Source organism: uncultured Methylibium sp. (assembly GCF_902826655.1).
Lineage (GTDB): Bacteria > Pseudomonadota > Gammaproteobacteria > Burkholderiales > Burkholderiaceae_C > Methylibium.
Window position 1 is genome coordinate 1 of the sequence record NZ_CADEFR010000047.1, and the last position, 22,634, is coordinate 22,634.

The 22,634-nt window shown below is 70.7% G+C and carries 28 protein-coding genes and 1 pseudogene; 18 read left to right on the forward strand and 11 right to left on the reverse strand.

What is annotated here, in order from left to right; genetic code table 11:
• The 7 genes from ccmC to ccmI form a co-directional block, all read left to right on the forward strand.
• Positions 1 to 591 (forward strand): heme ABC transporter permease CcmC (ccmC, locus tag QZV97_RS15810; protein ID WP_295644380.1); only part of this gene is annotated, 591 nt, incomplete at its 5' end.
• Positions 588 to 761, forward strand: coding sequence for a heme exporter protein CcmD (gene ccmD / locus QZV97_RS15815; protein ID WP_295644391.1), 174 nt, complete (start codon positions 588 to 590; stop codon positions 759 to 761). The genes ccmC and ccmD, both read left to right, overlap by 4 nt.
• Positions 758 to 1,228 (forward strand): cytochrome c maturation protein CcmE, encoded by a 471-nt coding sequence (gene ccmE / locus QZV97_RS15820; RefSeq protein ID WP_295644396.1) that lies wholly within the window; start codon positions 758 to 760, stop codon positions 1,226 to 1,228. The genes ccmD and ccmE overlap by 4 nt, the downstream gene beginning before the upstream one ends.
• Positions 1,225 to 3,249: a heme lyase CcmF/NrfE family subunit gene (locus QZV97_RS15825; protein ID WP_295644399.1), complete on the forward strand. Its 2,025-nt coding sequence runs from the start codon at positions 1,225 to 1,227 to the stop codon at positions 3,247 to 3,249. The genes ccmE and QZV97_RS15825 overlap by 4 nt, the downstream gene beginning before the upstream one ends.
• The gene (locus tag QZV97_RS15830; RefSeq protein ID WP_295644412.1) at positions 3,246 to 3,788 is read left to right on the forward strand and encodes a DsbE family thiol:disulfide interchange protein; all 543 of its coding nucleotides are present in this window, start codon (positions 3,246 to 3,248) and stop codon (positions 3,786 to 3,788) included. Before QZV97_RS15825 ends, QZV97_RS15830 begins: the two co-directional genes overlap by 4 nt.
• Positions 3,781 to 4,257, forward strand: coding sequence for a cytochrome c-type biogenesis protein (locus QZV97_RS15835; protein ID WP_366558911.1), 477 nt, complete (start codon positions 3,781 to 3,783; stop codon positions 4,255 to 4,257). The genes QZV97_RS15830 and QZV97_RS15835 overlap by 8 nt, the downstream gene beginning before the upstream one ends.
• The gene (ccmI, locus tag QZV97_RS15840; protein ID WP_295644422.1) at positions 4,254 to 5,513 is read left to right on the forward strand and encodes a c-type cytochrome biogenesis protein CcmI; all 1,260 of its coding nucleotides are present in this window, start codon (positions 4,254 to 4,256) and stop codon (positions 5,511 to 5,513) included. The genes QZV97_RS15835 and ccmI overlap by 4 nt, the downstream gene beginning before the upstream one ends.
• A gap of 31 nt (positions 5,514 to 5,544) precedes the next feature.
• Here ccmI and QZV97_RS15845 read toward each other — a convergent pair whose 3' ends face one another.
• Entirely contained in the window at positions 5,545 to 6,138 is a 594-nt protein-coding gene (locus QZV97_RS15845) for a DUF1269 domain-containing protein (RefSeq protein WP_295644436.1), read from the reverse strand.
• A 154-nt stretch (positions 6,139 to 6,292) separates the two neighbouring features.
• On the opposite strand from QZV97_RS15845, the gene QZV97_RS15850 reads away from it, so the two are divergent.
• Entirely contained in the window at positions 6,293 to 7,405 is a 1,113-nt protein-coding gene (locus QZV97_RS15850; RefSeq protein WP_295644449.1) for a YeeE/YedE family protein, read from the forward strand.
• A 30-nt stretch (positions 7,406 to 7,435) separates the two neighbouring features.
• Here QZV97_RS15850 and QZV97_RS15855 read toward each other — a convergent pair whose 3' ends face one another.
• From QZV97_RS15855 to QZV97_RS15885, 7 genes are read right to left on the reverse strand one after another with little or no spacing between them, the layout of a single operon-like run.
• A complete protein-coding gene (locus QZV97_RS15855) occupies positions 7,436 to 8,209 on the reverse strand; it encodes an HAD-IA family hydrolase (protein WP_295644460.1) in 774 nt (257 codons plus the stop codon).
• A gap of 26 nt (positions 8,210 to 8,235) precedes the next feature.
• Entirely contained in the window at positions 8,236 to 8,913 is a 678-nt protein-coding gene (locus QZV97_RS15860; RefSeq protein ID WP_295644473.1) for an HAD-IA family hydrolase, read from the reverse strand.
• A gap of 8 nt (positions 8,914 to 8,921) precedes the next feature.
• The gene (locus QZV97_RS15865; protein WP_295644485.1) at positions 8,922 to 9,797 is read right to left on the reverse strand and encodes a phosphoribulokinase; all 876 of its coding nucleotides are present in this window, start codon (positions 9,795 to 9,797) and stop codon (positions 8,922 to 8,924) included.
• Positions 9,798 to 9,806: 9 nt separating this feature from the next.
• Positions 9,807 to 10,841, reverse strand: coding sequence for a class 1 fructose-bisphosphatase (locus QZV97_RS15870; protein ID WP_295644498.1), 1,035 nt, complete (start codon positions 10,839 to 10,841; stop codon positions 9,807 to 9,809).
• 20 nt (positions 10,842 to 10,861) lie between these two features.
• A complete protein-coding gene (cbbX, locus tag QZV97_RS15875) occupies positions 10,862 to 11,755 on the reverse strand; it encodes a CbbX protein (protein WP_295644510.1) in 894 nt (297 codons plus the stop codon).
• A gap of 15 nt (positions 11,756 to 11,770) precedes the next feature.
• Positions 11,771 to 12,205, reverse strand: a complete 435-nt coding sequence (locus QZV97_RS15880; RefSeq protein WP_295644523.1) for a ribulose bisphosphate carboxylase small subunit — start codon at positions 12,203 to 12,205, stop codon at positions 11,771 to 11,773.
• Positions 12,206 to 12,218: 13 nt separating this feature from the next.
• The gene (locus tag QZV97_RS15885; protein ID WP_295644533.1) at positions 12,219 to 13,706 is read right to left on the reverse strand and encodes a ribulose-bisphosphate carboxylase large subunit; all 1,488 of its coding nucleotides are present in this window, start codon (positions 13,704 to 13,706) and stop codon (positions 12,219 to 12,221) included.
• A gap of 111 nt (positions 13,707 to 13,817) precedes the next feature.
• On the opposite strand from QZV97_RS15885, the gene QZV97_RS15890 reads away from it, so the two are divergent.
• The 3 genes from QZV97_RS15890 (at position 13,818) to QZV97_RS15900 (ending at position 16,450) form a co-directional block, all read left to right on the forward strand.
• Entirely contained in the window at positions 13,818 to 14,765 is a 948-nt protein-coding gene (locus QZV97_RS15890) for a LysR family transcriptional regulator (protein ID WP_295644534.1), read from the forward strand.
• A gap of 73 nt (positions 14,766 to 14,838) precedes the next feature.
• Complete coding sequence (locus tag QZV97_RS15895) at positions 14,839 to 15,171, forward strand: c-type cytochrome (RefSeq protein ID WP_295644538.1); 333 nt, start codon at positions 14,839 to 14,841, stop codon at positions 15,169 to 15,171.
• Positions 15,172 to 15,181: 10 nt separating this feature from the next.
• Positions 15,182 to 16,450 carry an NAD(P)/FAD-dependent oxidoreductase gene (locus tag QZV97_RS15900; RefSeq protein WP_295644545.1) on the forward strand — a complete coding sequence of 423 codons (1,269 nt, stop codon included), beginning with the start codon at positions 15,182 to 15,184 and terminating at the stop codon, positions 16,448 to 16,450.
• Between the two features lie 56 nt (positions 16,451 to 16,506).
• Here the strand turns inward: QZV97_RS15900 and soxZ are convergent, their stop codons facing one another.
• Both soxZ and QZV97_RS15910 read right to left on the reverse strand, forming a co-directional pair.
• Positions 16,507 to 16,806 (reverse strand): thiosulfate oxidation carrier complex protein SoxZ, encoded by a 300-nt coding sequence (gene soxZ, locus QZV97_RS15905; RefSeq protein WP_295644597.1) that lies wholly within the window; start codon positions 16,804 to 16,806, stop codon positions 16,507 to 16,509.
• Positions 16,807 to 16,866: 60 nt separating this feature from the next.
• Positions 16,867 to 17,394, reverse strand: a pseudogene (locus QZV97_RS15910) (thiosulfate oxidation carrier protein SoxY); the annotation flags it as partial.
• Here QZV97_RS15910 and QZV97_RS15915 point away from each other — a divergent pair.
• The 7 genes from QZV97_RS15915 to QZV97_RS15945 are packed head-to-tail and all read left to right on the forward strand — an operon-like array spanning position 17,393 to position 22,416.
• A complete protein-coding gene (locus QZV97_RS15915; protein ID WP_295644553.1) occupies positions 17,393 to 18,673 on the forward strand; it encodes a DUF3422 family protein in 1,281 nt (426 codons plus the stop codon). The pseudogene QZV97_RS15910 and the gene QZV97_RS15915 overlap by 2 nt on opposite strands.
• 17 nt (positions 18,674 to 18,690) lie before the next feature.
• A complete protein-coding gene (gene aat / locus QZV97_RS15920) occupies positions 18,691 to 19,482 on the forward strand; it encodes a leucyl/phenylalanyl-tRNA--protein transferase (RefSeq protein ID WP_295644565.1) in 792 nt (263 codons plus the stop codon).
• Positions 19,479 to 20,225 carry an arginyltransferase gene (locus QZV97_RS15925; protein WP_295644576.1) on the forward strand — a complete coding sequence of 249 codons (747 nt, stop codon included), beginning with the start codon at positions 19,479 to 19,481 and terminating at the stop codon, positions 20,223 to 20,225. The genes aat and QZV97_RS15925 overlap by 4 nt, the downstream gene beginning before the upstream one ends.
• Positions 20,226 to 20,277: 52 nt before the next feature.
• A complete protein-coding gene (locus tag QZV97_RS15930; protein WP_295644579.1) occupies positions 20,278 to 20,604 on the forward strand; it encodes a metalloregulator ArsR/SmtB family transcription factor in 327 nt (108 codons plus the stop codon).
• 24 nt (positions 20,605 to 20,628) lie between these two features.
• On the forward strand, positions 20,629 to 21,129 hold the full coding sequence (locus QZV97_RS15935; RefSeq protein WP_295644582.1) for an ArsI/CadI family heavy metal resistance metalloenzyme: 501 nt from the start codon (positions 20,629 to 20,631) through the stop codon (positions 21,127 to 21,129).
• A gap of 9 nt (positions 21,130 to 21,138) precedes the next feature.
• The gene (locus tag QZV97_RS15940) at positions 21,139 to 21,648 is read left to right on the forward strand and encodes an arsenate reductase ArsC (RefSeq protein WP_295644585.1); all 510 of its coding nucleotides are present in this window, start codon (positions 21,139 to 21,141) and stop codon (positions 21,646 to 21,648) included.
• A 12-nt stretch (positions 21,649 to 21,660) separates the two neighbouring features.
• Positions 21,661 to 22,416, forward strand: coding sequence for an MIP/aquaporin family protein (locus QZV97_RS15945; RefSeq protein ID WP_295644588.1), 756 nt, complete (start codon positions 21,661 to 21,663; stop codon positions 22,414 to 22,416).
• Here the strand turns inward: QZV97_RS15945 and QZV97_RS15950 are convergent.
• Positions 22,332 to 22,634: CoA-transferase (locus QZV97_RS15950; protein WP_295644591.1), on the reverse strand; the 303-nt coding region annotated here is incomplete at its 5' end. The two genes, QZV97_RS15945 and QZV97_RS15950, sit on opposite strands and share 85 nt — an antisense overlap.

Genomic DNA, 22,634 nt, shown 5'->3' on the forward strand with positions numbered 1-22,634 from the left:
CAGGGCGAGGCCTACCGCATCATCTTCATCCACGTGCCGGCGGCCTGGATGTCGATGGTGCTGTACGTCGCCATGGCCTTCTGGGCCGCCGTCGGACTGATCTTCAACGCGCGGCTGGCCTCGATGCTGGCCAGCGCCATCGCCCCCACCGGCGCGCTGATGACCTTCCTGGCGCTGTGGACCGGCGCGCTGTGGGGCAAGCCGACCTGGGGCACCTGGTGGGTCTGGGACGCGCGACTGACGTCCGAGCTGATCCTGCTCTTCCTGTACATCGGCTTCATCTCGCTGCACGCCGCCATCGAGGACCCGCGCCGCGCCGACCGCGCCGCCGCGCTGCTGGCCATCGTGGGCGTGGTCAACGTGCCGATCATCTATTTCTCGGTGCAGTGGTGGAACACGCTGCACCAGGGCGCCTCGGTCAGCCTGACGCGCGCGCCCAGCATGGCGGCGACGATGCTGACCGGCATGCTGATCATGGCGCTGGCCTTCTGGGCCTACTGCTTCGCGGTCGTGCTGGCGCGGCTGAGGACCATCATCCTGGAGCGCGAGGCCCATGCCGGCTGGACGCGCGAGGAACTGGGCACCGCATGAACTGGTCGAGCGTCTCCGACTTCCTGGCGATGGGCGGCTACGGCCTCTACGTCTGGGGCTCCTTCGGCATGGTCGCGCTGGCGATCGCGATCGAAGTCTGGCAACTTTTCTCGCGTCGCGCCGCTCAGAAGCGCATGACCGACACAGAACTGGGAGGCAGCGACGCATGAAGGCCAGAACCAAACGCGCCATGGCGATCGTCGGCGGGCTGGCCACACTGGGTGCGGCGGCGGCCCTGGTGCTGAACGCCTTCCAGAGCAACCTGGTGTTCTTCTTCAGCCCCTCGCAGGTGGTGGCCAAGGAGGCCCCGCTCGAACGGAGCTTCCGCCTCGGCGGGCTGGTCGAGATGGGCAGCATCCAGCGCGACTCGCAATCGCTGACCGTCAGGTTCGTCGTGACCGACATGGCGCAGACCACGCCGGTCACCTACACCGGCCTGCTGCCCGACCTCTTCAAGGAGGGCAAGGGCGTCGTGGCGCAGGGCAAGCTCGGCAGCGACGGGATCTTCCGTGCCGAGCAGGTGCTCGCCAAGCACGACGAGAACTACATGCCGCCCGAGGCCGCCGCCGCGCTCGAGCAGGCCCGCCACGGCAAGCTGCCGACCCCGACGGCGGTCAACGGAGGAGCCAAGCCATGATCCCTGAACTCGGTCACCTGGCCCTCATCCTCGCGCTGGCGATGGCCGTGGCGCAGAGCGTGCTGCCGCTGATCGGCGCCTCGACCGGCAACGCCGCCTGGATCGCGCTGGCCCGCCCCTCGGCGCGCGGCCAGTTCCTGTTCGTCGCGATCGCCTACGCCTGCCTGACCTACGCCTTCGTCAACAACGACTTCTCGGTGCTGCTGGCGGCCGAGCACTCCAACTCGCGGCTGCCGCTGCAGTACCGCATCACGGCGGTCTGGGGCAACCACGAAGGCTCGATCCTGCTGTGGGCGCTGATCCTGGCCGGCTGGACCGTCGCCGTCGCCACCTTCTCGAAGTCGCTCGACGACCGCAGCGTCGCGCGCGTGCTGGGCATCATGGGCCTGGTGAGCTGCGGCTTCCTGCTGTTCACGCTGCTGACCAGCAATCCCTTCATCCGCCTGTTGCCCGCGGCGCCCGACGGCAAGGACCTGAACCCGCTGCTGCAGGACCCGGGGATGATCATCCATCCGCCGATGCTCTACATGGGCTACGTCGGCTTCGTCGTGGCCTTCGCCTTCGCGATCTCGGCGCTGATCTCCGGCCGGCTGGATGCCGCCTGGGCGCGCTGGTCGCGGCCCTGGACCACGGTCGCCTGGTGCTTCCTGACGCTGGGCATCGCGCTCGGCAGCTTCTGGGCCTACTACGAACTCGGCTGGGGCGGCTGGTGGTTCTGGGACCCGGTCGAGAACGCCTCCTTCATGCCGTGGTTGGTCGGCACCGCGCTGATCCATTCGCTGGCGGTGACCGAGAAGCGCGGCGGCTTCAAGATGTGGACGGCGCTGCTGGCGATCCTGGCGTTCTCCCTGTCGCTGCTGGGCACCTTCATCGTCCGCTCGGGCGTGCTGAGCTCGGTGCACGCCTTTGCCACCGACCCGGCACGCGGCATCTTCATCCTCGGCTTCCTGGCGCTGGTGATCGGCGGCTCGCTCGCGCTGTTCGCCTGGCGCGCACCCAAGGTCGGCGTCGGCGGCAGCTTCGAGCCGGTTTCGCGCGAGGCCATGCTGCTGGCCAACAACGTGCTGCTGCTGGTGGCCGCCGCGGCGGTGATGCTGGGCACGCTCTACCCGCTGGTGCTCGACGCCCTGGGCATGGGCAAGATCTCGGTCGGCCCGCCCTACTTCGACGCCGTCTTCGTGCCGCTGATGGCCCCCGCGCTGTTCCTCATGGGCATCGGCCCGATCGCGCGCTGGCGCCGGGCCGGCGCGATCGACCTGGCGCGCAGGCTGCGCTGGGCGCTGGCGGTCGCGGCCATCGCCGCCGTCGTCGCGCCGCTGCTGCTGGGCCGCTGGTCGCCGATGATCGGCTTCGGCCTGCTGATGGCGGCGTGGATCGCCTGCAGCACGGTCCACCACCTGGTCACGCGCGTGCGCGAGCACTCGGCCGGCGTGGCCGAGGCGCTGCGGCGCCAGCCGCTGTCGTGGTACGGCATGCTGATGGCGCACTTCGGCGTGGCCGTCTTCGTCGTCGGCGTCACCATCGTCGGCGGCTACCAGGTCGAGAAGGACCTGCGCATGGAACCCGGCGACACGACGACGTTGCACGACTACACGCTGCGCTTCGACGGCGTGCGCGACGCCCGCGGCCCGAACTACGACGCCGCGCGCGGCGCACTGACCCTCAGCCGCGACGGCCGGACCGTCCGCACGCTGGAGCCCGAACGCCGGCTCTACACCGTCAGCCGCATGCCGATGACCGAGACCGCCATCGACCGCGGCCTGACGCGCGACCTCTACGTCTCGCTCGGCGAGCCGCTCAGCGCCACGGCGTGGAGCGTGCGCGTCTACTACAAGCCCTTCGTCGGCTGGATCTGGGGCGGCTGCGTGCTGATGGCGCTCGGCGGCTTCCTCGCCGTGCTGGACCGCCGCTACCGCGCCGTGCGCCGCCGCGCCGAGGCGCCCCAGGGCGACGCCACCGACGACGGCGCACCCGATGCCGCCGCGGCCCGCCCGGTGGCCGCCAAGGTCGGCGCACGATGAAGCGTTCGCTGCGCTACCTGCTGCCGCTGGCGGTCTTCCTGCTGCTGGTCGGCTTCCTGGCCAAGGGCCTGAAGCTCGATCCGCGCCAGGTGCCTTCGCCGCTGATCGACAAGCCGGCGCCGGCCTTCAGCCTGCCGCTGCTGTCGGCGCCCGACCGCATGCTGTCCGACCAGGACCTGCGCGGCCAGGTCTGGCTGCTCAACGTCTGGGCCTCGTGGTGCGTGGCCTGCCGGCAGGAGCATCCGCTGCTCGTCGACCTGGCCCGCAGCGGCAGCGTGCCGATCTACGGCCTGAACTACAAGGACAAGCGCGACGACGCGCTGGCCTGGCTCAAGCAGCACGGTGACCCCTACAAGCTGTCGCTGGCCGATACGGCCGGGCTGGTCGGCATCGACTTCGGCGTCTACGGCGTGCCCGAGACCTTCGTCATCGACCAGGCCGGCGTGATCCGTCTCAAGCACATCGGTCCGGTGACGCCGGCCGCGCTGACGGGCAGCATCCTCCCGCTGGTCGACAAGCTGAGGAAGTCCGGTGGCTGATCGCCTGCTGTCGATGGTCCTGCTGGTCCTGGCGCTCGCGGGCAGTGCGTTCGCGAAGGACGCCGCGCCGCTGGCCGACGACCCGGTCCTGCAGGCGCGCGTGATCCGCATCGCCGAGGAGCTGCGCTGCCTGGTCTGCCAGAACGAGACCATCGCCGCCTCCAACGCCGATCTCGCGGTCGACCTGCGCAACCAGATCCGCGTGCAGATCGGCCAGGGCCGCAGCGACGCCGAGATCCGCGACTTCATGGTCCAGCGCTACGGCGACTTCGTGCTGTACCGCCCGCCGCTGAAGTCCAGCACGCTGGCGCTGTGGGTCGGGCCCTTCGTGCTGCTGCTGGTCGCCGGCACGGTGCTGCTGCGGCAGATCCGCCGCCGCCGCGCGCTGATCGCCGCACGCCCGCTGACGCCCGCCGAAGCCGAACGTGCCCGTCGCCTGCTCGGCGAAGAAAACTCCCCCGCCTCATGAGTCTCTTCTGGATCGCCGCGGCCGCGATGGTCGCGCTCGCGCTGGCGCTGCTGCTGCCCACCCTGGCACGACGCCGCGATGCGACGGCGCCGATCGACGAGGCGCGCAACGACAACCTGCAGGTGCTGCGTGACCAGCTCGCGCAGCTGGACGCCGAGCTGGCCGCCGGCACGTTGACGGCCGATCAGCACCGCGAATCGCGCGCCGAGATCGAGCGCCGCGCGCTCGACGAGGACCTCGCCGACGAGCGGCCCGCCCGCGCCTCGGGCCCGGGCCGCGCCACCCTCACGGCGGTCGCCGTCGGCGTGCTGCTGCCGCTGTTCGCGGCCGGCTTCTACGCCCGGCTCGGCAGCCGCGACGCCCTGCTGCCGCCGCAGGCCGCGTCGGCGCCCGAGGTGACGATGGCGCAGGTCGAGGCCATGGTCGAGCAGCTGGCGAAGGTGATGGAAGGCAAGGCCGGCCAGCCCGACGAGTTGCAGGGCTGGGTGATGCTGGCGCGCAGCTATGCCGCGCTGCAGCGCTTCCCGGAAGCCGACAAGGCCTACGCCCGCGCCAACGCGCTGGCGCCCGACAACGCCCAGCTGCTGGCCGATCGCGCCGACGTGATGGCCATGCTGCCGGGCCAGTCGGCCGACGGCGAGCCGGCCCGCCTGGTCGCGCGGGCCCTGCAGCTCGAGCCCGACAACCTGAAGGCGCTGGCGCTGGCCGGCGGCGCCGCCTACGAGAAGCAGGACTTCGCCACCGCCGTCCGGCACTGGGCCCGCGCCCGCGAGCTGGTGCCGCCCGACAGCGAGTTCGGGCGCAACCTCGACCGCAGCCTGGTCGAGGCGCGCGCCGCGCTGGCCACGGCCGGTGGTGCGCCCAGGCCGGCGTCCGGCCCGTCCGCGGCCACGGCTGCGGCAGCCAGTGCGCCAGCCATCGTCAGCGGCACGCTGAGCCTCGCGCCCGCGCTGAAGGACAAGGTCGCGCCCACCGACACCGTCTTCATCGTCGCGCGTGCCACCGAAGGCCCGCGCATGCCGCTGGCGATCGTGCGGCGCAGCGCCGCCGACCTGCCGATCCGCTTCACGCTCGACGACAGCGCGGCGATGACGCCCGAGTTCCGGCTGTCGAAGTTCCCGCAGGTGGTCGTCAGCGCCCGCGTGTCGAAGACCGGCGAGGCGACGCCACGCGCCGGCGACCTGCTCGGCCAGGCCGGCCCGCTGGCCCCCGACGGCAAGCCCGTCGAGATCGTGATCGACCGCGTCCAGCCCTGAGGGCGGCCGCCGGGCGGGTCGACCCGGGAAATCAGGGAAAGGCCGGCACGTCCGGCTCGACGCCCTCGAAGTGGGCCTCGGGGTGGGCCGCCTCCAGCAGCGCCTCGATCTCCTCGACCCGCGAGCGCGGCACGTCGACCATCAGCAGGATCTGCCCCTGGTCGATCGCGCCCTCGAAGCGGCGCAGGCGCTGGCTGGGCGTCGAGATGCCGACCAGGCTGGCCGACCACGCACCGACCCCGGCGCCCAGGGCCGCCAGCACCCACGTCATGCCCCATTGCGGCGAGTCGATGGCCGCACGCAGGTCGCCGGCCGTCCAGTCGCTGGAGCGCAGCACGTCGCTCAGCGCGGCCCAGCCCGAGGTGTCGCCGACGATCGGGAACAGCAGCCCGGCGACGCTGCCGACGACCAGCCCCAGGGCACCGCCGATCACCAGGCCGCGCTGTGCCGAGCGCAGCAGATCCGAGGTCTGCAGCACGTTGGCCGCGTGCAGCCCCGACAGGTCGGCGCCTTCGCGCGCGACGAAGTGGATGTGCGCCACCTCGATGCGCGCCAGCAGCAGGTCGTTCATCGTCCGCCGCGCGCTGCCCAGGTCGGGCAGCAGCCAGTAGATGCGTCTGCGCATGGCAAGCTCCTTTCGTCGTCGACCAGGGAAACCGGCTCGGCATTCAGTCTGAACCGCGGCCGCTGCCGCGTCGACGCAAGACCCTGAGCCCAGCGGTGCGAAGCCACCTCGCAGCGCGGGCGAGAATCGCCGCCTCGCCACCCGCCCCCGCCCCGTGGATCCGAACCCCGCTTCACTGACCCAGCTCGTGCTGCTGGGCGGCTTCGTGCTCGGCCTGGCCTTCGGCGCCACGGCGCAGGTCACGCGCTTCTGCACCATGGGCGCGATCGCCGACCTCGTCAACTTCGGCGATGCGACGCGCCTGCGACTCTGGGTCTGGGCCGTGCTGGTCGCGCTGCTGGGCACGCAGGCCGCGATCGGGCTGGCGGGCGTGGACCTGTCGGCGTCGATCTACACCGGCCGGCGCCTGCCCTGGCTGTCGCACGCGCTCGGCGGACTGCTGTTCGGCTTCGGCATGGTGCTGGCATCGGGCTGCCCGTCGCGCGCGCTGGTGCGCACCGGCGGCGGCAGCCTCAAGGCGCTGATCGTGCTGCTGGCGATCGGCCTGACGGCACAGATGACGCTGCGCGGCGTCTTCGCTGCCCCGCGCGCCGAATGGCTGGACCCGGTCGGCCCGCTGCTGGCCGGCCCGCAGGACCTGCCGTCGTGGCTGGGTCGCGTCACCGCCTTCGACACCGGTGCGCTGCGCCTCGGGCTGTGCATCGTGCTGGCCGTGCCGCTGCTGCTGTGGCTGCGGCGCGGACGCGACTTCATGCAGCCCGCGATGCTGGTCGGCGGCGCGCTCGTCGGCGCCGTGGTGCTGCTGGCCTGGCTGACCACCGGCCAGGTCGGCCACCTCGCCGAGCACCCCGAAACCCTGGAGCCCGCCTGGCTGGGCACCGCCTCGCGCCGGCCCGAGGCACTGAGCTTCGTCGCCCCGACCGCCTACGCGCTGGACCTGCTGACGCTGTGGACCGATCGCGGCACGGTGCTGAGCTTCGGCGTCGCCAGCGCGCTCGGCACGCTGCTCGGCGCCAGCGCGATGGCGCTGTGGCGGCGCGAGTTCCGCTGGGAGGGCTTTCGCGACGCGCGCGACACCGCGCAGAACCTGATCGGCGCGGCGCTGATGGGCGTGGGCGGCGTGACGGCGCTCGGTTGCTCGATCGGCCAGGGCGTGAGCGGGCTGTCGCTGCTGTCGGTGGGCTCGGTGATCGCGGTGGCCGGCATCGTCGCCGGTGCGGTCGCGGCGCTGCGCTACCAGGCCTGGGTCATCGAGCGCGAGGCCTGAAGGCGTCCGGCGCGCGGACCGTCGCGCCGATCAGGCCGCGAGCCGCTCGCGCCACCAGGCGCCGTGCCAGACGCCCAGTTGCGCCACGTCGACGCGTGCCGATCGAGCGCCGAGCAGGCGCGACGACGGCGCGGCGGGGCTGTCGAGGTCGTCGCAGACGGCCAGCGCGTCCTCGAAAGGCTGGCCGGCGAAGTTGAGGCTGCGCGTCACCAGCGTCGCGATGCCGGCGGCCGAGGCCGCCGCCAGGCCGTTCGGCGAGTCCTCGATCGCCAGCGCCTCCTCCGGGTCGAGCGACAGCCGGTCCAGTGCCATCCGGTAGACCTGCGGGTCGGGCTTCTTGACCGGCGCATCCTCGGCGCAGACCACCGCCGCGAACAGGCTGGGCCAGACGGCGCCGAAGTGCTGCCGCATCAGCGCGTCGAGGTTGACCCGCGAGGTGGTGGTCGCGATCGCGTGCTGCAGGCCCGCGGCCGTGGCCTCGCGCAACAGCCGCGCCACGCCGGGCCGCAGCGGAATGCGGCCGCTCGCGGCGATGAGGGCGTAGCGGCGGTTCTTCTCGGCGTGCAGCGCGGCGGCCAGCGCAGAGCGCTCGGCGGCGTCCGCCGGTGCGTCGGGCTGCGACGCCATGTCGTGCAGCAGGCGCTCGCGGCCGCCGGTCACGCGCAGCAGCTCGGCGTAGCGCGGCACGTCCCAGCGCCAGGCGAGGCCCAGCGCCTCGAAGGCCTCGTTGAAGGCGATGCGGTGGCCGTCGCGCTCGGTTTCGGCGAAGGTGCCGTCGACGTCCCAGATCAGCGCAGCCAGCATTCGGTTCTCCTTCGCCTCGGGCGTCGTCAGCGCATCGCCGATACATGGGCTGCCACGGCGGGCAGGTCGGCGAACAGGTGGTCCGGCCCGGCCTCGGTGATCGGCACGCCGGCGTTGTAGCCGTGCGGCAGCACCCAGGCCGGCACGCCGGCATTGCGGGCCGTCTCGACGTCGATTGCCGAATCGCCGACATGCACCGCCTCGGCGGCACTGACGCCGAAGTGGCCGAGCACGTGCGCGAACACGCGCGCATCAGGCTTCTTGAAGGGCAGCGTGTCGCCGCCGACCAGCAGCTCGAAGTAGTCCGCGAGCCCGGTCGCGCCCAGCACCCGCTCGGCGTGGCGCTGTTCCTTGTTGGTGACGCAGGCCAGGCGCAGGCCCTGGGCGCGCAGCGTCTCGAGCATCGCGACGCAGCCGTCGAACGGCTGGCCCATGCGGCCCGCGGTCTCGGCGTAGTGGTGCTCGAAGCGGTGCAGCACCGCGTCGGTGTCGACTGTCCCGGCGAGCGCCGGCTGCTCGGCCGTGATGCGCGCCAGCAGACGCAGCAGCAGCTCGCGCGTGCCCTTGCCGATCAGCCGCGTGATCTCTTCCTGCGGCCGCCGCTGCAGGCCGACGTCGTCGAAGGTGCGATGCACGGCTTCGGCGATCTCGCCCGCGGTGTCGACCAGCGTGCCGTCGAGGTCGAAGCTGACCAGCCTCAGCATGGCCGCCGTCATTGCAGCTGCGCCCGCCGGATCTCCATCAGCCGCAGGATCATCGGCGTCAGGATCAGCTGCATCGCCAGGTCCATCTTGCCGCCCGGCACGACGATGGTGTTGGCGCGGCTCATGAAGGACTCGCCGATCATCGACAGCAGGTAGGGAAAGTCGATGCCGCGCGGGTTCTTGAAGCGGATCACCGTCATGCTCTCGCCGGCCGTCGGGATGTCGCGCGCCATGAAGGGATTGCTGGTGTCGACCACCGGCACGCGCTGGAAGTTGATGTCGGTCTCGCCGAACTGCGGGACGATGTGGTGGATGTAGTCGCGCATGCGGCGCAGGATGGTGTCCTGCACCGCCTCCTTGGAGTAGCCGCGATCGCGCGTGTCGCGGTGGATCTTCTGGATCCACTCGAGGTTGATGATGGGCACGACGCCGAGCTTCAGGTCGGCCAGCTTCGGCAGGTCGACGCCCTCGTGCTTCACGCAGCCGTGCAGGCCCTCGTAGAACAGCAGGTCGGTGTCGGCGGGCGTGTCGGTCCAGGCGGTGAACGTGCCCGGCTCCTGCCGGTAGGGCTCGGCCTCCTCGTCGCTGTGCAGGTAGAGCCGCGTCTTGCAGCGGCCGTGCTGCCCGTAGGCGAGGAACTGCGCGTGCAGCTGATCCCACTCGTTGGTGTCGGGCCCGAAGTGGCTGACGGCACGGCCCTCGCGGTCACCGGCGGCGATCAGTTCCTTCATCTCCTTGCGCGGATAGCGATGGAAGGCGTCGCCCTCGATCACGGCCGCGCGGATGCCCTCGCGCCGGAAGATGTTCTCGAACACGCGCTTGACGGTCGTCGTGCCGGCGCCGCTGGAGCCGGTGACCGCGATGATCGGATGCTTCCTCGACATCGCACACCGTCAGACGTTGGGCTGGATGAACAGGGATCGCGTCTTGAACAGCTGCCAGGACACGTTCTCGCTCGGGTCGGCGTGGTAGCCGACGATGCGCTCGACCTCGTCGCGCGACCCCAGGATCAACGGCACCTTCTGGTGCAGCGCGTCGGGCACCAGGTCGACGATGGCGGTGGTGCCGTTCGAGGCCGCAGCGCCGGCGCGCTCCATCAGCCAGGCCAGCGGCGCGGCTTCGTGCAGCAGGCACAGGTGGCCGGGGCGATAAGGCTCCTTGCTGTCGCGCGGCTGCAGGTAGACGCCGCCCCGCGTCAGCACGCGATGCATCTCGCCGACCAGGCTGCCGAGCCAGTGCATGCCGAAGTCACGGCCGCGCGGTCCGCCCTGCCCGGCCACGCACTCGGCGACGTAGCGCTGCACCGGCTTCTCCCAGAAGCGCTGGTTCGACGCATCGATCGCGAACTCGGCGCTGGTCTTCGGCACGCGCACCGCCTCGCCGGTGAGGATCCAGCGGCCGGCCTCGGAGCGCCGGTCCGGGTCCAGCGTGAAGACCTGGACACCCTCGCCCAGGCTCAGCACGAGCTGCGTCGTCGGGCCGTAGATCGCGTAGCCGGCCGCCACCTGGCGGCGGCCCGGCTGCATGAACGCGGCTGCGCTGGCCGGCGTGCCGCGAAACAGGTGCGGCAGCACCGAGAACACGCTGCCGGCCGCGGTGCTGGCGTCGTCGTTCGCGATCCGGTCGAGCGCGTCGTAGGCGACCAGGTAGGCCGCCGTGCTGCCGAATTCGGACGAGACGTGCACCTCGTCCTGGATCTCGCTGACCCAGCCCGCGACCTCGGGGCAGTCGGCCAGCGCGCGTGCGAAGCCGCGGTCGGCCAGGCCGACCCGCGACGCCGCGCCGGCCTCGTCGGTGGCGCTGCCCAGCGTGCCGCGCTCGACCAGGCGCGACACCTGGACGCAGGCCCGCGCCACATGACGCACCACGTCGGCGACCGCCGGGGGATGGGAGGTGAGCCACTGCTCGAGGTCGGTCGGGGGGGTCATGAGCGCGCTCCGGAAGGGATCTAGGTGTTATGGAAGAGTCGACTGCCGCGGATGTCGGCCGCGGTCAGCGTGGTGAGATCGTCGCGCGACAGCTCGCGTTCGCGCTCGGCGAACAGCCGCGAGGCCTGGCGCAGCCGCGCGCGGTCGAGCGCATTGCGCACGCTGCGTGCGTTGGCGAAATGCGGCTGGGCCAGCCGCAGCCCCAGGTACTCGGCGAAGGCCGCCTGCGCATCGTCGCTGAACCGGTAGTGCGTCGACTGCAGCATCAGGTCGGCGATGCCCATCAGCTCGCCCTCGCTGTAGTCGGGGAAGTCCAGGTGGTGGGCGATGCGCGAGCTCATGCCGGGATTGGACTTGAAGAAGGTGTCCATCCGGTCCTTGTAGCCGGCCAGGATCACGACCAGGTCGTCGCGCTGGTTCTCCATGACCTGGAGCAGGATCTCGATGGCCTCCTGGCCGTAGTCGCGCTCATTCTCGGGTCGGTAGAGGTAGTAGGCCTCGTCGATGAAGAGCACGCCGCCCATCGCCTTCTTGAGGATCTCCTTGGTCTTGGGCGCGGTGTGGCCGATGTACTGGCCGACCAGGTCGTCGCGCGTCACCGCGACGAGGTGGCCCTTGCGCACATAGCCCAGGCGATGAAGGATCTCGGCCATGCGCAGTGCCACCGTCGTCTTGCCGGTGCCGGGGTTGCCGGTGAAGCTCATGTGCAGCGACGGCGCCTGCGCCGCCAGCCCGAGCCCGGCGCGCAGCTTGTCGATCACCAGCAGCGCGGCAATGTCGCGGATGCGCTGCTTCACCGGCACGAGCCCGACCAGGTCGCGGTCGAGCTCGTCGAGCACCGCCTCGACCTGGCTCTCGGCCAGGACTTCGGCGACGGTGCGCGTCGCGGGCGACGGCGTGGGCAGCGCGGACATTGCGGACGCTTCGCGCTAGTACCGCTCGCCTTCCGGCTTGTCGGTGGCGTACGACGAGATGCGGTACTGCACCTGGCGGCCCGCGACCTCGGTGCGCGCCAGGCCGAAGCCCGGCTCCTTCTTCGGCCGGTTGACGATGTACGACATGCGCACCGATTCCACACCCTGCGTCGAGTCGAACGCGGTGACGCGGACGTAGTGGCTGGGGAAGGCCTTGCGGCAGTTGTTCACCTCCATCAGGATGCCGGCGGCGTCCTTCAGATCGAACATCGGGTTGCCGAACATCTCCCAGTAGGTGTTGCGCGGGTGCGGGTCGTCGGTGTATTCGACGCCGACCGCCCAGTTGTTCTTCAGCGCGTACTCGATCTGCCTGGTGATCTGCGCGTCGGTCAGGTCCGGCAGGAACGAGAACTGGCCCTGGGTGATGCGGTTGCCGTGGTTGGTCATCATGATCGTGGTCCTTTCAGGCTGAAGCCGTCGCCGTGGCCACGAAGTCCGCGGTGTCGGTGGACTCGAAATTGAAGGCGATCTCGCCCCAGGTGTCGATCGCGGCCTTCAGCGGGCTGCACCACTTGGCGGCGTCCTTCAGGATCTGCGGGCCCTCGTTCCAGATGTCGCGGCCCTCGTTGCGCGCCAGCACCATGGCTTCGAGCGCCACGCGGTTGGCGGTGGCACCGGCCTGGATGCCCATCGGGTGGCCGATCGTGCCGCCGCCGAACTGCAGCACCACGTCGTCGCCCAGGTAGGTCAGCAGCTGGTGCATCTGGCCGGCGTGGATGCCGCCCGAGGCCACCGGCATCACCTTGTTCATCGAGGCCCAGTTCTGCTCGAAGAACAGGCCCTTTTCGAGCTGCTGCGGCGTGTGCGTGTCGAGCAGCGTGTCGTAGAAGCCGCGGATCATCATCGGGTCGCCTTCGAGCTTGCCGACCACGGTGCCGGCGTGGATGTGGTCCACGCCCGCCATGCGCATCCACTTGCAGATCACGCGGAAGTTCATGCCGTGGTTCTTCTGGCGCGAGTAGGTGCTGTTCCCGGCACGGTGCAGGTGCAGGATCATGTCGTTCTTGCGCGCCCAGAGCGCCATGCTCTGGATCGCGGTGTAGCCGATCACCAGGTCGATCATGATGATCACGCTGCCCAGGCTCTTGGCGAACTCGGCGCGCGCGTACATCTCCTCCATCGTGCCGGCGGTGACGTTGAGGTAGTGGCCCTTGACCTCGCCGGTGGCCGCACTCGCCTTGTTGACCGCCTCCATGCAGTACAGGAAGCGGTCGCGCCAGTGCATGAAGGGCTGCGAATTGATGTTCTCGTCGTCCTTGACGAAGTCGAGTCCGCCCTTGAGCGCCTCGTACACCACCCGACCGTAGTTGCGGCCGCTCAGGCCCAGCTTCGGCTTGGTCGTCGCGCCCAGCAGCGGGCGGCCGAACTTGTCGAGCCGCTCGCGCTCGACCACGACGCCGGTGGCCGGGCCCTGGAAGGTCTTCAGGTAGGCGACCGGGATGCGCATGTCCTCCAGGCGCAGCGCCTTCACCGCCTTGAAGCCGAACACGTTGCCGATGATCGACGCAGTGAGGTTGGCGATCGAGCCCGGCTCGAACAGGTCGATGTCGTAGGCGATCCAGGCGAAGTACTGCTGCTCGGTCTTGGTGCCGGGGCCGGTGTTGGGCACCGCATCGACGCGGAAGCACTTGGCGCGGTACAGGTCGCAGGCGGTGAGGCGGTCGGTCCACACCACCGTCCAGGTGGCGGTGGACGACTCGCCGGCCACGGCCGCCGCGCACTCCTCGGCATCGACGCCCTCCTGAGGCGTCATCCGGAACATCGCGATGACGTCCGTGTCCTTGGGCACGTAGTCGGGCTGCCAGTAGCCCATCTGCTTGTACTTCAGCACGCCGGCGGCGTAGCGCTTCTTGGCGTCGGTGATGATCCCTTCGTCGGCAGGCTTGTTCACGGGCTCTCCTCGGTGGTCGGCATCGATTGACGCTAATTGCGACCCACGATAAGTTCCGATTGGACTAAGCGGAATTCAGAACTTCTTGGCTTCGACTTCAGATTTGCCTGAATGAAGAATGTGACCTTCCGGCAGCTCAGGGTTTTTACCGAGGTGGCGCGCCAGCTCAGCTTCGCGCGGGCCGCCGAGCACCTGCACCTGACGCCGCCGGCCGTGACGATGCAGGTCAAGGAGCTGGAGTCGCAGGTCGGCCTGCCGCTCTTCGAGCGCAGCGGGCGCAGCGTCGCGCTGACCACGGCCGGCGAGTACTACCTGGTCTACGCCAAGCGCCTGCTGGCCACGCTGAAGGACGCCGACGACGCGATGGCGCGCTTCCAGCGCCTGGAGACCGGTCTGCTCACGATCGGCATGGTCAGCACCGCGAAGTACTTCGTGCCGCGGCTGCTGGCGCGCTTTCGGCAGGAGCACAGCGGCATCGACGTGAAGCTGCAGGTGATGCAGAACCGCGAGCAGCTGGTCGAGCTGATGCATGCCAACGAGGTCGACCTCGCGATCATGGGCCGGCCGCCCAGGGAGCTGGCGACGCGCGCCGAGCCCTTCGCGGCCCACCCCTTCGTGTTCGTCGCGCCGCCGGACCACCCGCTGCTGCGCGTCGGCCATCCGCCGCTGGAGTCGCTGGCGCCCTATCCCTTCGTCGTGCGCGAGCCGGGCTCGGGCACGCGCAACGCGATGGAGGGATTCTTCAAGGAGCACCGCTTCGAGCCGTGCATCAGCATGGAGATGTCGAGCAACGAGACCATCAAGCAGGCGGTGATGGCCGGCATGGGACTGTCCTTCCTGTCGCTGCACACGATCGGCCTGGAGCTGCGCACCGGCCTGCTGCACCTGCTGGACGTGCAGGGCACGCCGGTGATGCGCAGCTGGAACGTGGTGCATCTGCTCTCCAAGCTGCTGTCGCCGTCGGCCGAGGCCTTCCGCTACTTCATCCTCGAGGAAGGCGAGGCCCACCTCGTCGCCCACGACACGCCGCTGCTGTCTGCGGGCAGCGCGCATGGATAGGTGCAGCGCGCATTGGCAAAGCCGCGCCTTGCTGGCACCATCCGGCGGCAACCGACCCACCAGGAGACACAGGATGAGAACAAGATGGACGACGCCGCGACTCGCCGCGGCGCTGCTGGCCGGCGGCCTGACCGCCGGCGTCGCGTCGGCGCAGGACGCCAGCGCCCTGCAGGTGCGCAGCTGGGCCGCCACCTGCGCCAACTGCCACGGCACCGACGGCAAGTCGGTCGCGCTCGACAGCGGCCTGCTGGGCCTGGCCGGTCTGGACAAGGCCTACATCGTCGACCAGCTCAATGCCTTCCGCGACGGCAAGCGTCCCGCCACGGTGATGCATCAGCTGACCAAGGGCTACACCCCCCAGCAGCTCGATGCGATCGCCGGCTACTTCGCCGCGCAGAAGAAGTGAGGAGACGGCCATGCAAAGACGTTCACTGATCCAAGGCGCCGGCTCGGTTGGCCTGCTGGGGCTGCTGGGGGCCTGCGCGAGCCCGCGCGTGCCGGAGTCGGCCAAGGTGGTGGTGGTCGGCGGCGGCTATGGCGGCGCGACTGCGGCCAAGTACGTGCGCCTGCTGTCGGACTACAAGATCGACGTGGTGCTGATCGAGCCCAACGATGCCTTCATCTCCTGCCCGCTGAGCAACCTGGTGCTCGAGGGCGCGCGCGACCTGGCTTCGCTGGCCACGCCCTACGACGGCCTCGCCCGCCAGCACGGCGTGACCGTGGTCAAGGATGTCGCCACCGCCATCGATGCGGGCAAGAAGACCGTGGGCCTGGGCCGCGGCGGCAGCATCCGCTACGACAAGCTCATCCTCTCGCCCGGCATCGAGCTGCAGCTCGACACCGTCGCCGGCCTGGCCGAAGCCTCGGCCGCCGGCCGCGTGCTGCAGGCCTGGAAAGCCGGCCCCGAGACAGTGGCGCTGCGCCGGCAGCTCGAGCAGCTGCCCGACGGCGGCGTCTACGCGCTCACCATCCCCGAGGCGCCCTATCGCTGCCCGCCCGGCCCGTACGAGCGCGTCGCGCTGGTCGCGTCCTACTTCAAGAAGGCCAAGCCGAAGTCCAAGGTCGTGCTGTTCGACGCCAACCCGGACGTCACCTCGAAGGGCGCGCTCTTCAAGAAGGCATGGAGCGAGCTCTACCCCGGGATCATCGAGTACCGCCCGCAGCACAAGGTGGTCGGCGTCGAGGGCAGCACGCTGCGCTTCGAGGTGCAGGAGAACTTCAAGGCCGACGTGCTGAACGTGCTGCCGCAGCAGCGCGCCGGGCGCATCGCGGTCGACGCGGGCCTGGCCAACTCCAACAAGCGCTGGGCCGGTGTCGATTACCTGACGTTCGAGTCGACCGCTGCCAAGGATGTCCACGTGATCGGCGACTCGATCCAGCTCGCCGCCGGCATGCCGAAGTCCGGCCACATGGCCAACTCGCACGGCAAGGTGGCGGCAGCGGCGGTGGTGTCCGCGCTGTCCGGTGTGGCGCCGAACCCCAAGCCCATCCTGACCAATACCTGCTACAGCTTCGTCGCGCCGGAACTGGTGGTGCACGTGGCCAGCGTGCACGAGTACGTCGAGGCCGAGAAGACCTTCAAGACCGTGGCCGGCTCGGGGGGCCTGTCGGGCGAGCGCAATGCGCTCGAGGCGCGCTACGCGCTGGGCTGGGCGAAGAACATCTGGGCGGATGCCTTGGGCTGAGGTCGGTGATCTGTGATCTGTGATCTGTGATCGGATCACGACTCACCGATCACCGATCACAACACGGCCACCTCGTCGCTGCGAGAGGCACCGCGGCTATCGACCCAGGCCAGCGACAGCTTGTCGCCGGCCTTGGCGCCGCGCAGGCCGAACTGCAGGAAGGGGTTGCGCGACACGGCGGTGCCCCACTGCGCGGTCAGCACCGGCTGGTCGTTGAGGCGCGCGACGACCTGCTGGATGTGCCAGGCCGGGATCGTGCGGCCGCCGCCGTCCTTGCGCTGGCCGCTCTCCATGTCGTGCTTCATCAGCGCGCGCACCGTCGCCACGCCGCCCGGCGACGGCTGCACGCGGATCAGCGTCGGCTGAGGCGGGCGCGGCGGCTCGGGATCGACACCGGCGCCGCCGCAGCCGCCGAGCGTGATCTTGACCTCGCGGCGCGCCATCAGCACGCGGCCGTCCTTCAGCACCGCGAGCGCCAGCACCGGCGAGGTTTCCTGCATCTTCAGGCGCGTCAGGATCTGCGGCTCGATCGCGTCACCGGGCTCGAAGATCGCCGACAGCAGCGTCGGATTGCGCTCGACGCCGAGCAGCAGCCGCTGCACGCCCGGCAGGGCACAGCCCAGCGTGACCGGCACGACGCCGCCATCCTCGAAGAGCTCGGGCGCCTGCAGCTGCACGTCCGCACTGACGGTCGGCGCCGGCAGGTTCAGCGCCTTCAGCAACTGCGGCAGCGTCTTCGCATCGAAGGCCGCGCGCGCGAAGCCCGGCACGTCGTCGGCGCTCGCGCCGGTGGCTACGACGGCCAGGGCGCTCAGCATCAGATCTCGGCGGTGGATCACGGGGACGAAACTCCTTCCGACAAGCAGGCCGGGCCGCTCGATGCTAGCGGAGCCGGCGCCGCGCGCCCGGGTCGGCGCGCAGCGGCGCGATACTGACAGGGCCATGCCGACCCGCCGACCCCATCCGCTGCGCACCTCGCTCCACAACGAGGTCCACGCGCGCCCCTACGAGCGCATGCAGGCGCCGCTGACGATCTCGCACCTGGCCTTCGTCTGCGGCCTCGAGCAGCAGGCCGCCGACCGCGCCCACCTCGAAGCCCTGCTGCGCGATCACCACCTGCCACTGCCCGCGCCCGGCGCCAGCCACCTCGGCATCGACCTGCCGGGCTGCCGGCTGCGCTGGGAGCGCCACACCGAGTTCGTGTCCTACACCGTGTGGCGATCGCTGCGGCCGGACGAGGGCGTCGACGCCGCGCCGGCCTACCGCAGCCTGCCGGCCGACTGGCTGGCCGCCGTGCCGGGCGAACTGCTGGTCGCCACCAACGTGCAGGTGCTGCTGCCCGGCGACGAACCGCTGCGCCAGACCGCCGAGCGCTGGCTCGACGCCGAGTCGCTGGTGGGCAGCGACATCGCCGACGGCGACCTGCAGATCTTCAGCGATTTCCGGCTGCACCCGGACGGCTACGGCCGCTGGCTGGTCGGCCTGCACAACCCGGCCGCGACGCCGCGGCGCCTGGGCCGCTACCTGCAGCGCCTGCTGGAGATCGACACCTACCGGATGATGGCGCTGCTGGGCCTGCCGGCGGCGCGCGAGGTCGCACGGCGGCTCGACGAACTGGAGCGCCAGCTCGCCGGCCTGGCCGACGCCGGCCACGGCGGCAGCGGCTCCGAGGAGGCCGCGCTGCTGGACGCGCTGACGCGTCTGGCGCGCGAGGTCGAAGGCGCGTATGCGCGCCACCACGGGCGCTTCTCGGCCTCGTCGGCCTACTTCGACCTGGTCGAGCAGCGCATCGACGAGCTGCGCGAGGTCCGCGTCGAGGGCCTGCAGACGATCCGCGAGTTCATCGACCGCCGCCTGAAGCCGGCGGTGACGACGACGCTGTGGGCCTCGCGCCGGCTCGGCGCGCTGTCCGAGCGCGTGTCGCGCGCCAGCGGCCTGCTGCGCACCCGCGTCGAGACGCTGCAGCAGGAGCACACGCGCGAGCTGCTCAGCACGATGAACGCCCGCCAGCACCTGCAGTTGCGGCTGCAGGCGGCGGTCGAGGGCCTGTCGGTCGCGGCCATCACCTATTACGGCGTCGGGCTGGTCGGCTACCTCGCGAAGGGCGCGCATGCGCTGCACCTGCCGGTGCCGGTCGAGGCCGTGATGGCGCTGGCGGTGCCGGCCATCGCCGTCGGGGCCTGGCTGAGCATGCGGCGACTGCGCCGTCGCATCGAGGGCTGAGGCAGGCAGCCGCCCCGATGCTGACCTGGCTGCAAGGCCCCGACGACCCGCTGCCCGACACGCGGCTCGCGCTGCCGGCCGACAGCGAGGCGCCGGGCCTGCTGGCCGCGGGCGACGACCTGTCGCCGGCTCGCCTGGCCGAAGCCTACGGCCGCGGCATCTTCCCGTGGTACAGCGACGGCCAGCCGGTGCTGTGGTGGACGCCCGACCCGCGCATGGTGCTGCCGGTGGCGGAGTTCCGGATCTCGCACAGCCTGCGCAAGACCCTGCGCCGCTTCGCCGCGTCGCCGGACTGCGAGATCCGCATCGACAGTGCCTTCGAGCGCGTGATCGCGGCCTGCGCCGACACGCCGCGCGACGGCCAGCGCGGCACCTGGATCCAGCCCGCCCTGCGCGCCGCCTACCGCGACTGGCACCGCCAGGGCGCCGTGCACAGCGTCGAGACCTGGATCGCCGGTCGCCTCGTCGGCGGGCTCTACGGCGTCAACCTGGGGGGCATGTTCTTCGGCGAGTCGATGTTCTCGCACGCCACCGACGCCTCGAAGATCGCGCTGGCCGCGCTGGTGGCCTTCTGCCGCGCCAACGACATCGCGCTGATCGACTGCCAGCAGCGCACCGACCACCTGGCCTCGCTGGGCGGCCGCGAGATCCCGCGACCCGCGTTCGAGGGGCACCTGGTGCAGGCCGTGGCGCAGCCGGCGCCGGCGGATTGGACCTATCATCGATCGCACTGGGGCCAGCTGCACCTGGACGCCGGCCCGGATCCTGCATCAGCCGCGTCGACTCCGCCCCGCCCGCCCGGACCGTGACCCACCCGAAAGAGCTTCCGCTCGCGTCGCTGCAGTTCTACGCAACGGCGCCCTATCCCTGCAGCTACCTGGCAGGCAAGCTGGCGCGCTCGCAGGTCGCCACGCCCAGCCACCTGATCCACGCCGACGCCTACTCGGGCCTGGTCGCCGGGGGCTTCCGGCGCAGCGGCATGTTCACCTACCGGCCCTATTGCGACGGCTGCCGCGCCTGCGTGCCGCTGCGCGTGCCGGTGGCCCAGTTCAAGCCCACACGCAGCCAGCGCCGCGCCTGGAAGGCGCATCAGTCCCTGCAGGCCCGCGTGCTGCGCCTGTGCTTCGTGCCCGAGCACTACCAGCTCTACCTGCGCTACCAGGCCGGGCGCCATGCCGGCGGCGGCATGGACCATGACTCGATCGACCAGTACACGCAGTTCCTGCTGCAGAGCCGCGTCAACTCGCGCCTCGTGGAGTTCCGCGCGCCGGCGCCCGAAGGCCAGCTGGGCGTGCTGAAGATGGTGTCGATCCTCGACATCCTCAACGACGGCCTGAGCGCGGTCTACACCTTCTACGAGCCCGAGGCCGACACCAGCTACGGCACCTACAACGTGCTGTGGCAGATCGAGCAGACGTGCCAGCTGCGCCTGCCGCACGTCTACCTCGGCTACTGGATCGCCGAGAGTCCCAAGATGGCCTACAAGGCCCAGTTCCGGCCGCACGAGCGGCTGGTCGACGGGCAGTGGGTGCCGGGCGACCCGGCCGCCTGAGGCCGCCGGATCAGCCTTGACAGGCCCTCAATAGTTCGACTATTCTGGAATCATGGATGAACAAGCCGTGATCAAGTCCCTGGCCGCGCTGGCCCAGCCGGTCCGCCTGAAGGTCTTCCGTGCCCTGGTCGTCACCGGCAGCGCCGGCCTGACGCCCGGCACGATGGCCGAGGCGCTGGAGATCCCGCCCAACACCCTGTCGCACCACCTCAAGGAACTGACCGCCGCCGGCCTGGTGACGACCGAGCGGTCCAGCCGCCACATCATCTACCGCGCCGCCTACGCGCACATGAACGCGCTGCTCGGCTACCTGACCGACAACTGCTGCGCCGGCGCGGGCTGCGCCGTCGATGCCGGCAGCGCCGCCTGCTCCTGCTGACCACCCCACCGACCGGAGTTCCCGATGAAGCGCTTCCACGTCCACGCCCACGTCGAAGACCTGCCCGCGAGCATCGCCTTCTACTCGAAGCTCTTCGCCGCCGAGCCCAGCCGCGTCGAGAGCGACTACGCCAAGTGGATGCTCGACGACCCGCGCATCAACTTCGCCATCTCGACGCGCGGCGGCACGCCCGGCGTCGACCACCTGGGCTTCCAGACCGATACGGCCGAGGAGCTGGTCGAGCTCAAGGCGCGTGCCCGGGCCGCCGACATGGCCCTGCTCGACGAAGGCGCCACCAGCTGCTGCTACGCGCGCAGCGAGAAGCACTGGATCACCGACCCGCAGGGCATCCCCTGGGAGCACTTCCACACACTCGGCGACATCCCGGTCTTCGGCGAGCCGAAGCCCGCGGGCGATACCGGCGGCTGCTGTGCCGCCAACACCACCACCCCTGCCACCGCTGCCGCCACCCCGAGCGGCAAGCCTGTCGGCATCGCGGTGAAACCCGCGTCGGCTTGCTGCTGAGAGCCCCCCATGACCGAGTTCAACACCTACAACGTCCTGTTCATCTGCACCGGCAACACGGCGCGATCGATCCTCGCCGAAGGGCTGATGAACGATCTGGGCGGCCGATTGCCGGGCCCGCGCTTCAAGGCCTACTCCGCTGGCAGCCAGCCCAAGGGCGTGGTGAATTCCTTCGCGTTGCAGACGCTGGCCAACTGGCGGATTCCGACGGATGGCTTTCGCAGCAAGAGCTGGGATGAGTTTGCCAAGCCGGGCGCGCCAGTGATGGACTTCGTGTTCACGGTCTGCGACAACGCGGCAGGCGAGGTCTGCCCGTTCTGGCCTGGACAACCCATGACGGCGCACTGGGGCGTGCCCGACCCCGCGGCGGTCGAAGGCAGCGACGATGAGAAGGCGAAGGCCTTCCTGTCAGCAGCGGTGACCCTCAAGCGCCGGATCGAGCTGATGCTCGCATTGCCGCTTCCGACGCTGGACACGCAGCGCATCCAGCGTGAGATCAAGGACATCGGCTCTCGCTGAGGCCAAAGTCCCATGAGCGGCTCTCCGCGCGCGCTGCTGGCCGAGATGCTCGGCACCGCGCTTCTCCTGGCCGTGGTCATCGGCTCCGGCATCATGGCCGTGCGGCTGGCCGGCGGCAACGATGCGATCGCGCTGCTGGCCAACGCGCTGGCGACGGTCGGCGGGCTCTACGTGCTGATCGAGGTCTTCGGGCCGGTCAGCGGCGCGCACTTCAATCCGGCGGTGTCGCTGGTGATGGCCGCGCGCGGCGCGCTGCCGCGGTCGTGGCTGCTGCCCTATGTCGCGGCCCAGCTGGTCGGCGCCGTGCTCGGTGCCTGGCTGGCCCACGCGATGTTCGGCGAGGCGATCCTGCAGTTCTCGATCCGGCTTCGCAGCGGCCCCGGCCTGTGGCTGGCCGAGGCGGTGGCCACCGCGGGCCTGCTGCTCGTCATCCTGCGAGCGCCGCCGTCCCGCGTCGCCGCAATGGTGGCCTGCTGGATCGGCGCGGCCTACTGGTTCACCGCGTCGACCTCGTTCGCCAACCCGGCCGCGGCCGTCGGCCGCATGTTCAGCGACAGCTTCGCCGGCATCGCGCCGGCCAGCGTGCCGGGCTTCGTCATCGCGCAAATCGTCGGCGCGGCGCTGGGCGCCGGGCTGCATGCACTGCTGGGCCGGGCCGGGCCGGCTCCGGCGTCGGCCCCGGATCAGGCCAGCAGCTTGACGCCGGTCTTGGACTGCAATTCGTCGAAGCTCACGCCCGGCGCCAGCTCGACGACCTTCAACCCCTGAGGCGTCACGTCCAGCACCGCGAGGTCGGTGATGATCCGGTCGACGACGCCGACGCCGGTCAGCGGCAGCGTGCACTGGGGCAGGATCTTCAGGTCGGTCGTGCCGTCCTTCTTCTTCGCGACGTGCTCCATCAGCACGATCACGCGGCCCACGCCGGCGACCAGGTCCATCGCGCCGCCCATGCCCTTGACCATCTTGCCGGGGATCATCCAGTTGGC

Coding starts and splice junctions, on each gene's coding strand:
- QZV97_RS15880 (WP_295644523.1), bottom strand. CDS start 12,205: ATGATGACCAACCACGGCAACCGCATCACCCAGGGCCAGTTCTCGTTC.
- QZV97_RS15930 (WP_295644579.1), top strand. CDS start 20,278: ATGGATGAACAAGCCGTGATCAAGTCCCTGGCCGCGCTGGCCCAGCCG.
- QZV97_RS15860 (WP_295644473.1), bottom strand. CDS start 8,913: ATGCTGAGGCTGGTCAGCTTCGACCTCGACGGCACGCTGGTCGACACC.
- QZV97_RS15895 (WP_295644538.1), top strand. CDS start 14,839: ATGAGAACAAGATGGACGACGCCGCGACTCGCCGCGGCGCTGCTGGCC.
- QZV97_RS15900 (WP_295644545.1), top strand. CDS start 15,182: ATGCAAAGACGTTCACTGATCCAAGGCGCCGGCTCGGTTGGCCTGCTG.
- aat (WP_295644565.1), top strand. CDS start 18,691: ATGCTGACCTGGCTGCAAGGCCCCGACGACCCGCTGCCCGACACGCGG.
- QZV97_RS15935 (WP_295644582.1), top strand. CDS start 20,629: ATGAAGCGCTTCCACGTCCACGCCCACGTCGAAGACCTGCCCGCGAGC.
- QZV97_RS15870 (WP_295644498.1), bottom strand. CDS start 10,841: ATGACCCCCCCGACCGACCTCGAGCAGTGGCTCACCTCCCATCCCCCG.
- ccmD (WP_295644391.1), top strand. CDS start 588: ATGAACTGGTCGAGCGTCTCCGACTTCCTGGCGATGGGCGGCTACGGC.
- QZV97_RS15915 (WP_295644553.1), top strand. CDS start 17,393: ATGCCGACCCGCCGACCCCATCCGCTGCGCACCTCGCTCCACAACGAG.
- cbbX (WP_295644510.1), bottom strand. CDS start 11,755: ATGTCCGCGCTGCCCACGCCGTCGCCCGCGACGCGCACCGTCGCCGAA.
- ccmI (WP_295644422.1), top strand. CDS start 4,254: ATGAGTCTCTTCTGGATCGCCGCGGCCGCGATGGTCGCGCTCGCGCTG.
- QZV97_RS15890 (WP_295644534.1), top strand. CDS start 13,818: ATGAAGAATGTGACCTTCCGGCAGCTCAGGGTTTTTACCGAGGTGGCG.
- ccmE (WP_295644396.1), top strand. CDS start 758: ATGAAGGCCAGAACCAAACGCGCCATGGCGATCGTCGGCGGGCTGGCC.
- QZV97_RS15945 (WP_295644588.1), top strand. CDS start 21,661: ATGAGCGGCTCTCCGCGCGCGCTGCTGGCCGAGATGCTCGGCACCGCG.
- QZV97_RS15940 (WP_295644585.1), top strand. CDS start 21,139: ATGACCGAGTTCAACACCTACAACGTCCTGTTCATCTGCACCGGCAAC.
- QZV97_RS15845 (WP_295644436.1), bottom strand. CDS start 6,138: ATGCGCAGACGCATCTACTGGCTGCTGCCCGACCTGGGCAGCGCGCGG.
- QZV97_RS15855 (WP_295644460.1), bottom strand. CDS start 8,209: ATGCTGGCTGCGCTGATCTGGGACGTCGACGGCACCTTCGCCGAAACC.
- QZV97_RS15825 (WP_295644399.1), top strand. CDS start 1,225: ATGATCCCTGAACTCGGTCACCTGGCCCTCATCCTCGCGCTGGCGATG.
- QZV97_RS15865 (WP_295644485.1), bottom strand. CDS start 9,797: ATGTCGAGGAAGCATCCGATCATCGCGGTCACCGGCTCCAGCGGCGCC.
- QZV97_RS15830 (WP_295644412.1), top strand. CDS start 3,246: ATGAAGCGTTCGCTGCGCTACCTGCTGCCGCTGGCGGTCTTCCTGCTG.